Source organism: Bradyrhizobium pachyrhizi, assembly GCF_029714545.1.
Taxonomy (GTDB): domain Bacteria; phylum Pseudomonadota; class Alphaproteobacteria; order Rhizobiales; family Xanthobacteraceae; genus Bradyrhizobium; species Bradyrhizobium pachyrhizi.
Genome location: NZ_CP121667.1, coordinates 2223779 through 2239169, shown reverse-complemented (window position 1 = coordinate 2239169; position 15391 = coordinate 2223779). Strand labels below are relative to the sequence as shown.

Sequence of the window (15391 nt, the reverse complement as noted above, 5' to 3'; positions counted from 1 at the left end):
CGGCTCTATTTCTGTTCGAGAAAATTCGTGGGACAGTTTGCGTCGCATGAGCCGCGCGCGCTTTCGAACGGACGAACCGTCGATCGAGAGAATGGCGGACCATGCCGCGCGCGATCAATGATGCTCGCGCGCAATGTTAGACGAGGACAGAACAGACTTGAGCAACCTCGAACAGGCTGCGTCATCGATCGCGTTTGAGTCAACGCCGCGCAGCGATCAAACGGCATCGCCGTCCCGGAAGGCACGAGTAGAGATCGACCGGCGCGGCATGCTGCTGCTGTCGTGGCTCGCCCCGGTCGTGCTTCTGATCGTCTGGGAGTTGCTGGCGCAAGCCGGCTGGCTCTCGCCGCAGGTGCTGCCGGCACCGAGCAAGGTCGTCCGGACGGCATTCAAGCTGGCGACGTCCGGAAGCCTGCTGAACGATCTCGGCGTCAGCCTGCTGCGCGCAACGGCCGGTTTTGCGATCGGCGGCAGCGTCGGATTCGCGCTCGGCATCCTCGTGGGCTTCTCGCGAATCGCGGAGGCTGCGATCGACCGCAGCATCCAGATGATCCGCGCGATCCCGTTTCTCGCCGCGCTGCCGCTGGTGATCGTCTGGCTCGGCGTCGGCGAAGCCCAGAAGATCTTCCTGGTCGCGCTCGGCGTCGCCTTCCCGATCTACATCAACACCACGCTGGGCATCCGGCAGGTCGACCCGAAGCTGCTCGAGCTCGGACGCGTCCAGGGCCTCGGGACACTCGAGCTGATCCGGCGCGTCATCCTGCCCGGCGCCCTGCCCTCGATCCTGACCGGTGTGCGCTATGCGCTGGCGACCGCGTGGCTGGCGCTGGTGGTCGCGGAGACCATCGGCGCCCAGTCCGGCATCGGCTTTCTCGCCATGGATGCGCGCGAGTTCCTGCGCACCGACGTGATCGTGCTGACGATCGCGATCTATGCGCTGATCGGCGTCGCCGCCGACGGCATCGCGCGCACCCTGGAGCGACGGCTATTGGCCTGGCATCCGAATTATGGAAGCGCGCGATGACACTGCACGCCGTGCCCTCACCGGCCGCGATTGCGCCGGCCGTCGCGGTGACGGGACTGCATCGCGCCTATGGCAGTCGCGTGGTGATCGAGAACCTCAACCTGCGCATCGAGCGCGGCGAGTTCGTCGTCCTGCTCGGCGAAAGCGGCTGCGGCAAGACCACGCTGCTGCGGGCGCTGGCCGGCCTCGATGCGATCGACGGCGGGCGCATCACGGCACCACGGCGCCCCGCCGTCGTTTTCCAGGAGCACCGGCTGCTGCCGTGGGACAGTCTGTGGCGCAACGTCTCGCTCGGCCTCAATGCGACCGACGCCCGCCAGCGCGCCGCCACCGCGCTCACCGAGGTCGGACTCGGCGGCCGTCTCGATGACTGGCCGCGCAACCTCTCGGGCGGACAGGCGCAGCGCGTGGCGCTGGCGCGCGCGCTGGTGCAGGAGCCCGAGCTGCTCTTGCTCGACGAGCCGTTCGCAGCGCTCGATGCGCTGACCCGCATTCGGATGCACGATCTGGTGCGCGAGCTGGTCGCCGTCCATCGACCCGGCGTCCTCCTGGTCACTCACGACGTCGAAGAGGCGATCGCGCTCGCCGACCGCATCCTGGTGATGCGCGAGGGCCGGATCGCGTTCGAGCATCGCATGAAACGTAACGGCGCAGCGCCTATCGCCCGCACCGACCTGCTGGCGGAGCTCGGCGTCGGCACCTCTCACCCCATTCCTGCCTGAGGACCACTCAATGTCTATCCCCCGGTTCACCAACCCCACCCGTCGCAGCTTCCTTGGCGGCGCCGCCTTCGGCATCGGCGCGCTTGCCGGCTTTGACCTGTCCGAGCCGGCGCATGCGGCGACCGGCCGCGTCACCGACACGGTGCGTCTGACCTGGGGTTTGAGCGGCCTCAATCTGATCGCCAAGGAGCGCGGCGAGTTCGAGAAGCTGCTGGCCAGGGACGGCATCAAGGTCGAGTGGCTCGGGCCGTTCCCCAATCATGCACCGACGCTGCAGGCTGTGACCGGCGGCAGTGCCGATTTCAGCTTCGGCGGCAGCACGACGCCGGCACTCGCCGCGATTATCGCCGGCTCGCCGCTGGTGTTCACCCAATTCGTGGTCTACGAGCCGCGCACCACGGCGATCATCGCGCGGGATGACTCTGGCATAAACAAGGTCGAGGATCTCGTCGGCAAGTCGGTGGCGGTGAACCGCTCGGGTCTCGGCGAATTCCTGCTGGTTGCGGCGCTCGAGAAGCACAAGGTCGACCGCTCCAAGGTGACGTTCGTCTATCTCAACCCGCCGGACGCAGCGCCGGCGCTGGCCTCCGGGAAGGTCGACGCCTGGTCGATGTGGAGCCCGGGCGTCGATATCGCGCGGCTCGAATACAAGGCGCACGACATCTTCCTGGAAGGTCGCGATCTCGAGTTCCGGATCGATTACACGTCCTACCTGACCACCCGAAAATTCGCGACCGACAATCCTGCGCTGGTCCGGGCCGTCAACGATGCCTTCCGCGCCGAAGGCAAGTGGATCTCCGCGAACAGCAAGGATGCCGAATACATCGCGCAGAAGGCCGGCAAGTACAGCGACCAGGTCCGCGACCAGTTCATCGCGCTGAACCGGCAGTATCGCTACTTCGCCGCCAACGACGAAAACTTCCTCGCCGAGCTGCAAAGGGCCGCCGACTGGCTGGTCGCGCGCAAGGTGCTCCCGGAGCCGATCAAAGTCACCGACCACCTGGCCCAGCTCTGATCAACAGCCGTCATATCAATCAACGCCATTCGGGTGATACCAATGAACAAGCCTCTGTCCGCCACCTCGCTGGAGCCTTCCGACCGCCTGCCCAGCCGCGCACCCGATATCGACGCGCTGCTCGGCCGCATCGCGGAAGGCGCCGCCGACCGCGAACGCGAGCGCGTCCTGCCGTTCGCGCAAGTCGATCTCATTCGCAAGGCCCGCCTCGGCGCGTTGCGGCTTCCGATCGATGCCGGCGGCGCCGGCCTGTCGATTCGCGCATTGTTCGAGATCGTCATCGGTCTCGGCGAGGCCGACGCCAATGTCGCGCATATCCTGCGCAACCATTTCAGCGTCGTCGAACGCCTGGTGCGCCGGCCGAAGGACGATCAGCACAGGCAGTGGCAGAAGGCAGTTGCCGACGGCGCGATCATCGGGCTCGCGGCGACCGAGCTCGACACGCCGAAGATCGGCAATGTCACGCCGAACACGACACTCACTGCCGACGGCGACGACTACCTGCTCAACGGCACGAAATACTACAGCACCGGCACACTGTATTCGGACTACGTCCTCGTTCGCACCGCCGACGCATCCGCCACCAATGCTGCCGTGCTGATTCCGGTCAACCGCGAGGGCATTGAGCTCATCGACGACTGGGACGGCCTCGGGCAGCGGCTGACGGCGACCGGCACCACCCACTTCCGCAACGTGCGCGTCAAGCGCCAGGAAGCCGTGTTCGACGCACCGGATACCGGCTACGGCATTCCCTATTCCAACACATTTGCCCAGCTGTTCCTGACTGCGATCAATGCCGGCATCGCGCGCGCCGTGCTGCGCGACGCCAGCGCCCTGGTGCGGACCCGCAAGCGGACGTTCTACTACGCGCCCAGCGAGCTTCCGGCGGACGACCCGCTGCTGCAACAGACCGTCGGCCAGATCGCCAGCGGCGCATTCGCGGCGGAGACCGTGGTGCTTGCGGCCGCGGAGGCGCTCGATATCGCCACCAATGCTTTCGATGCAGGCGACGAAAAGGCCGTCGATGCCGCGCACAGGGCCGCGCTGCTGTCGGCCAAGGCCAAGATCGTTGCGGACGAGTTCGCGATCCGGAGCGGCAGCCTGCTGTTCGACGTCGGCGGCGCATCGGCCACCAAGAAGGCGACTAATTTCGACCGCCACTGGCGCAACGCGCGCACCCTGGCGTCGCACAATCCAAACACCTTCAAGGCGCGCTCGATCGGACAATACGAGATCAGCGGCACGCCGCTACCCGCCAAGGGCTTCTTCTAGAGCTCCGTTCCGATCGAATCGGAACGGAGCTCTGGATTCTTGTTTTGATGCGTTTCTTCACGCGAACCGGTATCCACTTCGCTCGAAAACGCTCTGGCGAGGTCCAATCCGGCGAGGCAATGCAGGGGAGAACCCGATGAGCAGGCCGGATATTCATCTTGTGGACGCCGACCACGAGATCGAGCGTCAATTTCGCCTGGTCATGCGCCGCCTCCCGGGCGGCGTTTGCATCATCACCGCAGGACAGGGTGAGGACATCACCGGCATGACGGTGACCTCGCTGACGTCGCTCAGCGCGAGCCCACCCCGGTTGCTGGTCAGCATCAACCGGCAGGCATCGTCCTTCGCACCGATCGTCCGCCATCGGCTGTTCGGCGTCAACATCCTCGGCTCCGACCAGCAGGCCCTGGCCGAGCGCTTCAGCAATGGCCGGCTGAAAGGCAGGGAGCGCTTCGAGGGCACCGACTGGACCCATGGAGCCTCGGGTGTGCCGTTGCTGCAGCGTTCGCTTGCGATGATCGAATGCCAGGTCGAGGAGATCATCGAGCGGCATTCCTGTGGCATCATCGTGGGCCGTCTCGCCAGCATGGAATTGTCGCACCGGCTGTCCGGCCTCACCTACTGGAATGGACAGTATGTCCAGATCGATCACGGGGCCGATCTCGACCTATTGGCCGAAGTCAGCATTCCTCTGGCGCATGTCCGTTAGAGCGTTTTCAAGCGAAGTGGGTACCGGTTCGCATGAGGAAAACGCGTCAAAACAAGAATAGAGAGCCCCGTTCCGATGCAGTCGGAACGGATCTCTAGGACAGGGAAAGGCATAACTATGAAACGCGAAACGCCGCCACCATCTCCTCGGTCGTCAGCCGGCTCAGTCAGCCGACAACCGGGCCGCTGGCAGCTCGACCGGATCGTGGCCGAGCTGCGCACCTCCCGCGAGGAGACCCACAGCATCCGGCGCGACGGCGAGGCACGCCGCGCGCCCTCGCGGGACGCGCTGGAGGCGATCCTCGACGGCCTCACCGAGGCGCTGTTTCCGCGCCACTACGGCCAATCGGACCTCGACGGCGAGAACATCGACTATTTCGTCGGCAATACGCTGAGCGCGGCATTGGATTCGCTCAGCGCGCAGATCCATCGCGGCGCGCTGTTCGTCGGCGACGAGCTGGAGCCGGGCTTTGTGCACGAGGAGGCGATCGAGCTGACACGCGCATTCGCCACCCAACTGCCGCCGGTTCGCGGGCTGCTGATCAACGATCTGCGGGCAGCATTCGTTGGAGACCCGGCGGCGCGGAATTTTCCCGAGATCCTGATCGGCTATCCCGGGATGACCGCCATCATCCACCATCGCCTTGCCCATCTAATCTACCAGATCGGCGCGCGGCTGGTGGCTCGCCTGATGTCGGAGATCGCCCACACAAGGACCGGCATCGATATCCATCCCGGCGCCCGGATCGGCTCCGGCTTCTTCATCGATCACGGAACCGGCGTCGTGATCGGCGAAACCGCCATCATCGGCAACAACGTCCGGATCTATCAGGCGGTCACGCTCGGCGCGCGGCATTTCCCGACCGACGACGAGGGCCATGTGATCAAGGGCGACGCCCGCCATCCGATCGTCGAGGATGAGGTCGTGATCTACGCCGGCGCAACCATACTCGGCCGGATCACGATCGGCCGCGGCTCGACCATCGGCGGCAACGTCTGGCTGACCAAGGACGTGCCGCCGAACAGCATTGTGACGCAGGCCACCGCACGAAACACTCCGAGCGGCGCCTGAACCACGATCTCACGCCGAGACCTGCGCCTTCCATCGCATCAAGCGCCGTTCCACCGCCTCCAGGGCGGCATTGAATGCCAACCCAATCACGGTGATCCCGATTATGCCGAAATACATCTGCGGGATCAGGAAGCTGTACTGGCTGTTGATGATGAGATAGCCGAGACCGGCCTTGGCGCCGACCATCTCGGATGCGACCAGCACCAGCATGGCTGACGCACTGGCGAGGCGAATGCCGACAAAGATCGTCGGAAGCGCCGCCGGAAGGATAACCTTGCGGAACAGCTGCTGCGGGGTCGCGCCCATGGTCCGCGCCGACTTGATCAAGAGCGGATCGACCTGCTTCACCGCGGCGATAGTGTTGAGCAGGAGCGGCCAGGCGCAGCTATAGACCACCATCGTGACCTTCGAGAGCTCGCCGATGCCAAGCAGCAGGATGAACACCGGCAACAGCGCGAGCGGCGCGGTATTGCGGCAAATTTCGATGAACTGGTTCAGCAGATCGCCGAGCCTTGTGTACCAGCCGACGGCCAGCCCGAGCGGGACGAACAACACGACCGACACCAGAAACCCGCTCAGGGCGCGGAGCAGGCTCGCGGAGGCGTCGTCATAGAGCTCGCCGGTTTGCGCGAGCTGCCAGCCTGCGGCGATGACATCCGAGAAGGGCGGCAGAAACACCGCGTCGATCAAGCCGAGCCTGGGCGCGGCCTCCCAGATCGCCAGAAGGGCGATCAGCAGCAGGGAGCGGCGCCCGAAAGCTGCCAGACCGCGGGTCGCGGCGCGGGCCGCGCTCACCAGCGGTGACCGCGCGGCCGCCGGGTGCTCGTCTCGCCGCCCATGCGCGAGCTCCAGCAGTGTCAGCATCTCCAGGCTAGACATGAGCGACTTCCTTTACCTCACGGTCGACACGGCCTGCGCTGACCCTGCCCGCCGATTGCCCCTGCTGCGCCTTCTGCACTTCCTCGCGGAGCAGGCTCCAGATCTCATGGCGCACGCGGCCGAATTCCGGCAGCGAGCGCACGTCCTCGGCTTCGCTGCGCAAGGCCGCGGGGATATCGACAATCTCTTTGATCCGCCCCGGACGCGACGTCATGACCGCCACGCGCTGACCGAGCACGATGGCCTCGTCGATGCCATGGGTGATGAAGATGATGGTCTTGCCGGTGGCACGCCAGATCCGCAGCAGCTCGCCCTGCAGTGTTTCGCGCGTCTGGGCATCGAGCGCAGCGAACGGCTCGTCCATCAGCAGCACTTCCGGATCGTAGGCCAGGCTCCGCGCGATCGCGACACGCTGCTTCATGCCGCCGGAAAGCTCGTGCGGGTAGCGGTCGGCAAAGCCGGACAGCCCGACCAAGTCGAGGAAGTGCCGCGCGATCTCTCCGCGCTGCTTCGGCTTGAGGCCGGCAATGTCGAGCCCGAACTCGACGTTCTGCGCAGCGGTGCGCCATGGAAACAGCGAATACTGCTGGAAGACGATGCCACGGTCGCGTCCAGGCCCGACGATCGGCCGGCCATCGAGCAGGATGCGGCCGCCGGTCGGCGTTGCGAGCCCGCCGAGCAGATCGAGCAATGTCGACTTGCCGCAACCGCTGGGACCGACCAGGGCCAGGAATTCGCCGGCGCGGACGTCGAACGTGATGTCCTCGAGCGCGGTGAAATGGCCCGCCGGCCGGCCCCCTTCGCCTCGTGTGACGAACTCCTTGCGGACCTTGTCAAAGCTGATCTTGACCGACGTCATCGCGCCTCCGCCGTCTTTCCGGGACGGAAATAGTTGAACTCGTTGGTGTAGGTGTCCGAGGCCTTGATCTGGCCCGGCTTGAGCAGGCCGTCCCTGACCAGCCAGTCGACCCAGACCTGCAGCTCGGCATCCGAGATCACGCCGCCCTTGGACGCGACGCCGGTGCTCTTCCAGTACTTGATCGAGGAGGCATCCTCGTTGCGCTTGCGCTCCGCGATGATCCGGTTGAAGCGAGCCCGCACTTCATCGGGCGGCGCCGTCTGCGCCCACTGGATCGCGCGCGAGATCCCCTCGACCAGCTTGCGGGCGGTGTTCGGATTGTCCTTGATGAACTTCTCCCGCAGCACATAGGCACCGCCGGTGAACTGTCCGAACAGATCGGTATCGTTGAAGAGCGAACGGATCCCGCCACGCTCCAGCGCCTTGTCGCGCAACACGCCGCTGAGCGCGCTCACCTCGACCTGCCCTTGCCGCAGCGCCTGCTCGGCGGTGACGGGTGGGACCGCCACCAATGTCACCTGCTTGACCTCGACGGCGCTAAGGCCGTTCCGCGCCAGATACTCACGCAGCACGAACTCCAGATGGGCACCAAGCGTATTGACAGCGACCTTCTTGCCGATCAGGTCGCGGGCCGTCTTGATCGGACTGTCGTCCTTCACATAGTAGCCGTAATAGGTGTTCGCGTCGGAGCCGTAGTAGCCGACCACCGCCTTGATCGGCGCCTTGGCCGCGATCAGCTTGATAATCGCGCCATAGAAAGCGCCGCCGACGTCGATGTCGCCCGTGACGACGGTCTGGATGTCCTGCGGTCCGCTGATGGTATTGCCGATCCATTTGAGCTTGAGGGGCGCAAGGTAGCTGAGGTCCTCGGCGAGCTCGGTGAACGTCACCTGCCCGGCCCAGCCTTGATAGCGGATCTCGGTCTTCTCGAGCGGTGGCTCAGCGAAGGCCGGAGCGATCAGACCCAACGCAAAGGCGCCGGCCAGCAGCAATCGCGCCGCGCGGCGCGCGGCGGCTCGCCGCGCACGCAGAATTCGAATGATGGCTTTCATTGTGTTGCTCCAATAGGAGACATGCTCAGGCTGCCTTCGCCGACTGCGGCTTCGGCGATTTGATGCGCGTCACGCTGTGGCGGCCGTCGACGCTGACCGGAACCTCGCCATCGATGGTGGCGCGGCGCACCACACGATGCTGATCGCCGTAGTCATTGACGGCGTAATGCTGGGTCGCGCGATTGTCCCAGATCACGACGTCCCCCGCCCGCCAGCTCCAGCGCACGGTGTTCTCCGGAGCCGTGATGTGGGACTGGAACAGATCGAACAGCTTTCGGCCGTCATATTTCGGCAGGCCGAGAAAGCGCTGGACGAAATTGCCAAGCACCAACGTGTGCTCGCCCGTTTCGGGATGGACGCGCACGACCGGATGCTCGGTCTCATAGATCGTTCCGGTGAATACCTCGTCGAAATGCTTTCTGTCGGCGTCGGTGGCGCGAGACTTCACTGCGTAATCATAGGCATTGCTGTGAACCGCCCAGAGCTCGTCGGCGAGCTTGCGCAACGGCGCAGGCAGATCGAGATAGGCGGCCGCCGTGTTCGACCAGACGGTGTCACCGCCATAGGGCGGGATTACCACGCCGCGCAGCACCGAGATCTTCGGATAGGCATCGACGAACGTGACGTCGGTATGCCATTGGTCCGCGCGGCCGCCACCACGCCCCGAATCCAGCTCGAGGATCGACGACGTGCCCTTGCTCGGGCCGATGGTCGGATGCGGCGCCAGTTTGCCGAGCCTGACCGCGAAGCGCTCCTGCTCGGCGTCGTCGAGGTGCCCCTGGTCGCGAAAGAAGATCACCTTGTGCTCGAGCAGCACCTGGTTGACGGCGCGGATGACCGCGTCGGGCAGGTCACCCGACAGCTTCACATTCCTGATCTCGGCACCAAGCCGGGCGGCACGCTTGACGATGTCGGCGCGCGGAATGACGTTGTCGATGGTGGTCGTGTTGCTCATGATCTTGGTCTCGTCGCCGCGATCCCCTGGACAAGCTCCGCCATGCGCCGGTCGCGGAAACGACGGCGGAGATGAATGATGTAGTCGTGATCCTCGCTATTCCGCCGCGAAGGGCTGCGGCGGCCGCCAGACAGCCGGTGCATAGAGCTCGGCGGTGAAATCCTCCGCGATCTCTCCGTTGATGCGCGCCTCGTGAGATGCGAGGTCGGCCAGGAACAGATCGCGGCTGATCTTGGCCGTGATCCCCGGAATGTCGCGCTTGAGGCTTGGAACGTCGCCGATCGGCAGGCCGAAGCTGACAAATGCTGCCGGGTTGAAGACGTGAATGTCCTTCAGATACGGCGCGCGGCCCGGAACTTTCTCCAGATACTCGTGCCCGGACCCGAGATAAGGATAGGCCGCCAGGCGATCGTCCTTTTCGTCGTCAGGCGGCACGAAGCGATCTCGCCACAGCAGGATTTCGTCGGCGAAGTCGCCGAGCTCCGACTGCGCGCCCAGATCGACGGAATAGCCGGTCCCCGCAATCGCGAAATCGAAGGCGAAATCGCCCTGCGGAGTGATCGCGACCGGCCGCACCCCCTTCAATTGCGCCCAGGTCCACGGTGCGCCCAGGTGCAGATGAAAATTGGGGAAGGCTACCGCGCGCGAGATCGCATCCGGCGGCGGGGTCGACCCAGCCTGCCTGAACCGGATCGCCTGATGCCAGCGCACCCCGTCGGGCAGGCTGCAATAATTGTCATAGGCTCCCGGGTAGCCGCGGATCCGAATGACGGGCAACGCGGCCAAGGTTTCCCGGCGTGCAAACAGATGAACATCACGCGCTCCGGCCTCAAGGGCTGCGGCCGCCGCATCGAAGGCCGACGCAGCACTCCCGACCACCGCAACGGAAAGACCTCGCAGCGTCCTGAAATCGATCTTCTCCGATGTGTGCGCACGGAATCGTTTCGGCAGGACCCGCAGCGCGTCAGGGACAAAAGCGCCCCCGCTACCCGCAAAGCCGGTTGCGAGCACCAGCTTGCGCGTGGTCTCGATGGTCGTGACCCCGCTCCGCTCCAGATGTAACCGCAAATGATCGGCTGCGGGCTCGATGCGGAGCAGCCGCGTACCGTAACGAATGCCGGCGCCGGTCACGCGGCGATACCAGTCGAGATAGGCCGCCCAGTCGAGCCGCGGAATCCGATCGAGCGCGTCGAAGGCCGCCGCGCCATGGCGCGTTTCATACCATACCTGGAAACCGAGACCGGGCAGACCGAGCTCCGGACCTGGAAGCGTCTTCGGAGTGCGAAGCTTGTGCATTCGCGCGCTCGTCAGCCACACGCCGGCCTTGCCGGCGTCGGCGGCGGCATCGATCACCGAAACCTTGCCGATCCCGGCGCGCCGAAACGCGAACGCGAAGGCCGCGCCGGACTGGCCACCGCCGACCACGACGACGTTGTGATCGATTCCGTCGCGATCAGGCACCCAGTTCTGCGGGTCGGCCCCGATCAGCCGGAGGGCCTCGCGGGCGACGCTGTCGGGATCGGATTGCGGCATGAATGACCACCTCGCTTTGACGTTGCAAATCGTAAAAGCGATCGACATTCAGTCAATGAAACGAAACCAGCTTTGTTTTTGATAGCAGGCAATGTTCGCGTCGTGGACACCGCGGGCATTGAAATATTTGCGATGATCGCCGCTTGACCGATCACCTCATGTGCGTTGCGACGTGCGGGATCGGCGCGATCGATCGGGAGAACTTCCCAAATCATACGTCGCCGGGATCGGCGCGATCGCACTCATCTCCGGTGAACGACGAACTCGTCACGTTCATGCTCGCTTGCCGTGCAACAACGCAAATTCATTTCACCGCCGCCGACATAGAGTCTGGACGCAACGCACGCGCCTAACGTCGACGCGCGGCGAGCAACGATGGATCTCTGGAAATGCCGCGAACTGCTGGCGACATCAGCCTTGAACACGATACTCCGGAGCTCGCCCGCTCCTATGATGAAGCTGGACTCGTTCAATTTCGCCACGGCAAGTTCCTGATCGGGCCGCTCGCCATCAAGACCGGCGAGCACGTGCTCGACATCGGGACGGGAACCGGCCGGCTTGCGGAATTCGTCGCCGGACTGGTCGGTCCGGACGGACGCGTGATCGGTATCGACCCACTTGCCGGCCGCATCGAAATTGCGCGCCTTCGGCAGGGGGATAACCTCCAGTTCGCCACCGGGCGCGCCGAAGAACTGTCGCGCTTCGACGACGCGCAGTTCGACGCGGTCTATCTCAATAGCGTCTTCCATTGGATCTCCGACAAGGATCGCGCGCTGCGGGAGATCCGGCGCGTGCTCAGGCCCGGCGGCCGCCTCGGATTGAATGTGCAGGATCCGTCCAGGCCGCACCAGTCGCGCCAGCTGCTTCGTCGCGCCATCATCGAGGCGGGTCTTGCCGGCGATCGCCAGGACTCGAACCCGGTGCTCGGATCGACCGACGAGGAGCTCAAATCGCAGTTCGCGGCACGTGGCTTCGCCGGCTACCGCAGCGAGCTGCGCGCGCTGATCGATATCCACGACGATGCGGCATCGCTGCTGCAGTGGTCGGACGCGAGCGCATTCGGAAATTTCCTCGAAGCGTTCACCCCTCACGAGCGCGAACTGGTGCGTCGCAACTTCGCGCGCCTTGTCGAAGAAAAGCGCACGCCCGAAGGTTTGAAGCTGGAGCGCTACCTGCGCTTCGCATTTGCGCACAAGGCGCCGTTCCACCAATAACGATCAGCAGAACTCACGAGATCCGAGATGAGCAAACGACAGCTTTCCCTTAATCTCTTTATTTATCCCGGCGGCCATCACGAGGCGGCATGGCGCTACAAGGGGTCTGCGGCGGATCGCATCCTTGACGTCAGCTATTACCAAGAGCTGGCGCAGCGCGCCGAAGCGCAGAAATTCGACGCGATCTTCTTCGCCGACGGCCCCGCGCTCGCCGACAATGTTCGCTACGCACAACGCTTCCGGTTCGAGCCGATCACCTGGCTGGCCGCGATCGCCGTCGCCACGAAACGGATCGGCCTGATCGCGACCGCGTCGACGACCTATACCGAGCCCTACAATCTGGCGCGCCTGTTCGCGTCACTCGATCACCTCAGCGGCGGCCGGGCCGGCTGGAACATCGTCACGACCAGCACGGCACAGGCGGCGCAGAACTTTGGCTTGTCCGAGCATCCACCTCACCACGAACGCTACGAGCGGGCGCGGGAATATATCGATGTCATCACGCGGCTGTGGGACAGCTGGGAAGACGACGCCGTGGTGAACGATCCCGCATCCGGCATTTTCGCTGATATGGGAAAGATCCATCCGATCGATCACGTCGGAAAGCACTTCCGGGTGCGCGGCCCGCTCAACATCTCGCGGACGCCGCAGGGACGGCCGGTCTATGTCCAGGCGGGTTCGTCTGATGACGGACGCGCCTTTGCCGCGCGCTATGCCGAAGCGATCTTCACCGCGCATCAGACGCTGGCGAGCGCCCAGGAGTTCTATGCGGACATCAAGCGGCAGGCGCGCGCCTTCGACCGCAGCCCCGATCAGGTCAGGATCCTGCCGGGCATCAGTCCGTTCATCGCTAGCACGCAGGCCGAAGCCGACCTGTTGCAGGACGAGTTCAACGAGCTGATCCAGCCGGAATACTCGTTGACCCAACTTCGCCAGATGATCGGGCTCGACCTCTCCGGCTTCGACCTCGACGGTCCCTTTCCGCGCCACCTGATCGACACCGGCAGCGCCCGCGGGGTCGCCAGCCGTTTCAAGCTCGTGGTCGACATCGTCGATCGCGAGCAGCCGACGATCCGCCAGCTCGTGCAGCGTCTCGCCGGGGCGCGCGGCCACTGGGTGATCGTGGGCCCGCCGGAGAAGATCGCCGACAACATCCAGACCTGGTTCGAGAATGGCGCGGCCGACGGCTTCAACGTGATGCCGCCCTGGCTACCCGGCGGGTTCGATATCTTCGCCGAGCAAGTCGTGCCGATCCTGCGCAAGCGCGGCCTGTTCCGCGACGAGTACAGCGGCACGACGCTGCGCGACCATTACCAACTGAGCCGGCCGCAAAGCGTGTTTTCCGGATCGATCAAGGCGATCGCCTGACGTGATCGAAACCGCCGACCCCGCGTCAGCCGGATCGCTATTTGCCCACAGCCTAAGGATTTGAGAATTCAATGACCACTGCGCGCGTCCTGTTCCTTTCGACCCTGCTCATTCTCGGTGCTCTTACCGGCGCCGCCCTGCACGCGGAGACATCAGCCAAATCCGATCTGAAAGTCGGCTTCGTGCCGGGCCCCTACATCGACGAATTCAAGGTTGGCGTCGCGCCGGAACTCGAGAAGAAGGGCTACCGTGTCCGCTATGTCGAGTTTTCGACCGGGCTGGAAGCCAATAATGCAGTGTTCAAGGGCGAGATCGACGCCAACGTCATGCAGCACACGATCTTCCTGAACTCGTACAACGAGCGGCAGCAAACCGACCTCGTCGGCATCGTCCACGTCCCGACGCCCCCGATGGGGCTTTACTCGAAGAAGCACCCGGTCGGCTCGCCGATCAAGCCCGGCTCGACCGTGGCCGTGCCCAACGATCCCGTCAATCTGCAGCGCGCGCTCTGGATCCTGCGCGATCTCGGCCTCGTCGAGATTCGCGACTCCAAGCCGGTCGATGTCAGCGAACTCGACGTGATCAAGAACCCCGGCGGCATCAAGATCGTGCCGCTGGAAGCGGCACAGGCGCCGCGCGCGCTCGATGACGTTGATTTCGCCGCCATCCAGGGCAACTTCGCGATCTACAGCGGCTTGAAGCTGACCAATGCATTTGCCCTGGAGAAGATGACGACGCCCTATATCAATGTGGTCGCGGTGAAGCAGGCCAATGCAGGCTCGCCGTGGGCGCAGGACATCGTCGCCGGCTACAAATCACAGACGTTCAAGACCACGATCCTCTCCGACCGCTTCTATGACGGGTTTACCTTACCGGATTACCTGAAGCGCTAGACCCAGCCACCATCCACGATATGGCTCTGGTTGGTGCAGGCACCGCTGTCATCGGCGGCAAAGAACAGCACGACACGGGCGATGTCATCAGGCACGAGTTTGCGCTTGAGGCATTGGCGCTGCATCAGCTCGGCCACGCCTTCAGACGTCAACCACAGATCCTGCTGCCGCTGGGTCATGATCCATCCGGGCAGGATGGAATTGACCCGTATGTTGTGCGGCCCGAGATCGCGGGCCAGCGCCCGGGTGAGGCCCTGAACGGCTGATTTGGCCGTTGTGTAGCAGGGCATGTTGCCCTGGCCGATCACCCAGCTCACCGAGCCGATGTTGACGATCGAACCGCCCCCTGCCTGCTTCATGTCCGGCGCGACCGCCTGGGCGCTGAAGAACTGGTGTTTCAGGTTGACGGCGATCCGCTCGTCCCAGAATTCCGGTGTGACATCCTCGATCGCGTGACGGTCGTCGCGGGCCGCATTGTTGACCAGGATGGTGACCGGCCCGAGCGCCTCGCGGATGCCGGCGACTGCGCGCCGCAGCGCGCCGATGTCGCGCAGATCGGCATGTTCGAAGTGCACGCGGGCTTGTGCCCCGAGATCGGACAGCAGCTGCTCCGACGACGCCAGATCGATATCGATGAATCCGACCCGCGCGCCCTGGCCGATGAACCGGCGGACGATCGCCTCGCCGATGCCGGAACCGCCGCCGGTGACCAGTACGGTCCGGTCCTTGATACTTGGATAGATGGCGCCCTGCATTGGCATCCTCTCGATTTTGGCGCCTGAAGGGCGTCGGTTGCGTTGCTGCGGCTCAGGCAAGAGGGCCACA

Annotated in this window: 15 protein-coding genes; 9 read left to right on the top strand and 6 right to left on the bottom strand. The window is 64.6% G+C overall.

Features of this window, described 5'->3' with window-relative positions; translation table 11 throughout:
- The first annotated feature begins 268 nt into the window (after positions 1-268).
- The 6 genes from QA639_RS10265 to epsC all read left to right on the top strand — a co-directional run bounded on the left by QA639_RS10265 (position 269) and on the right by epsC (position 5813).
- Positions 269-1024: an ABC transporter permease subunit gene (locus tag QA639_RS10265; RefSeq protein WP_283090568.1), complete on the top strand. Its 756-nt coding sequence runs from the start codon at positions 269-271 to the stop codon at positions 1022-1024.
- Positions 1021-1746, top strand: a complete 726-nt coding sequence (locus tag QA639_RS10260; protein WP_283089711.1) for an ABC transporter ATP-binding protein — start codon at positions 1021-1023, stop codon at positions 1744-1746. Before QA639_RS10265 ends, QA639_RS10260 begins: the two co-directional genes overlap by 4 nt.
- 10 nt (positions 1747-1756) lie before the next feature.
- Positions 1757-2761, top strand: a complete 1005-nt coding sequence (locus tag QA639_RS10255) for an NrtA/SsuA/CpmA family ABC transporter substrate-binding protein (RefSeq protein ID WP_283089710.1) — start codon at positions 1757-1759, stop codon at positions 2759-2761.
- Between the two features lie 42 nt (positions 2762-2803).
- Complete coding sequence (locus QA639_RS10250) at positions 2804-4033, top strand: acyl-CoA dehydrogenase family protein (protein ID WP_283089709.1); 1230 nt, start codon at positions 2804-2806, stop codon at positions 4031-4033.
- A 136-nt stretch (positions 4034-4169) separates the two neighbouring features.
- Entirely contained in the window at positions 4170-4742 is a 573-nt protein-coding gene (locus tag QA639_RS10245; RefSeq protein ID WP_283089708.1) for a flavin reductase family protein, read from the top strand.
- A gap of 117 nt (positions 4743-4859) precedes the next feature.
- Positions 4860-5813, top strand: a complete 954-nt coding sequence (epsC, locus tag QA639_RS10240; RefSeq protein ID WP_283089707.1) for a serine O-acetyltransferase EpsC — start codon at positions 4860-4862, stop codon at positions 5811-5813.
- Between the two features lie 9 nt (positions 5814-5822).
- Here the strand turns inward: epsC and QA639_RS10235 are convergent, their stop codons facing one another.
- From QA639_RS10235 to QA639_RS10215, 5 genes are all read right to left on the bottom strand, one after another.
- Entirely contained in the window at positions 5823-6692 is an 870-nt protein-coding gene (locus tag QA639_RS10235) for an ABC transporter permease (protein WP_283089706.1), read from the bottom strand.
- Positions 6685-7551, bottom strand: coding sequence for an ABC transporter ATP-binding protein (locus tag QA639_RS10230; RefSeq protein ID WP_283089705.1), 867 nt, complete (start codon positions 7549-7551; stop codon positions 6685-6687). Before QA639_RS10230 ends, QA639_RS10235 begins: the two co-directional genes overlap by 8 nt.
- The gene (locus QA639_RS10225) at positions 7548-8603 is read right to left on the bottom strand and encodes an ABC transporter substrate-binding protein (protein ID WP_283089704.1); all 1056 of its coding nucleotides are present in this window, start codon (positions 8601-8603) and stop codon (positions 7548-7550) included. The genes QA639_RS10230 and QA639_RS10225 overlap by 4 nt, the downstream gene beginning before the upstream one ends.
- Before the next feature lie 25 nt (positions 8604-8628).
- A complete protein-coding gene (locus tag QA639_RS10220) occupies positions 8629-9558 on the bottom strand; it encodes a TauD/TfdA dioxygenase family protein (protein ID WP_283089703.1) in 930 nt (309 codons plus the stop codon).
- A 96-nt stretch (positions 9559-9654) separates the two neighbouring features.
- A complete protein-coding gene (locus QA639_RS10215) occupies positions 9655-11091 on the bottom strand; it encodes an FAD-dependent oxidoreductase (protein WP_283089702.1) in 1437 nt (478 codons plus the stop codon).
- A 527-nt stretch (positions 11092-11618) separates the two neighbouring features.
- Between QA639_RS10215 and QA639_RS10210 the strand changes: the two genes are divergently transcribed.
- The 3 genes from QA639_RS10210 (at position 11619) to QA639_RS10200 (ending at position 14566) form a co-directional block, all read left to right on the top strand.
- Complete coding sequence (locus QA639_RS10210; protein WP_283089701.1) at positions 11619-12305, top strand: class I SAM-dependent methyltransferase; 687 nt, start codon at positions 11619-11621, stop codon at positions 12303-12305.
- 27 nt (positions 12306-12332) lie between these two features.
- The gene (locus QA639_RS10205) at positions 12333-13673 is read left to right on the top strand and encodes an LLM class flavin-dependent oxidoreductase (RefSeq protein WP_028333367.1); all 1341 of its coding nucleotides are present in this window, start codon (positions 12333-12335) and stop codon (positions 13671-13673) included.
- Between the two features lie 71 nt (positions 13674-13744).
- Positions 13745-14566 (top strand): MetQ/NlpA family ABC transporter substrate-binding protein, encoded by an 822-nt coding sequence (locus QA639_RS10200; RefSeq protein WP_283089700.1) that lies wholly within the window; start codon positions 13745-13747, stop codon positions 14564-14566.
- Here the strand turns inward: QA639_RS10200 and QA639_RS10195 are convergent.
- Entirely contained in the window at positions 14563-15321 is a 759-nt protein-coding gene (locus QA639_RS10195) for an SDR family NAD(P)-dependent oxidoreductase (protein ID WP_283089699.1), read from the bottom strand. The two genes, QA639_RS10200 and QA639_RS10195, sit on opposite strands and share 4 nt — an antisense overlap.
- Positions 15322-15391 lie beyond the last annotated feature (70 nt).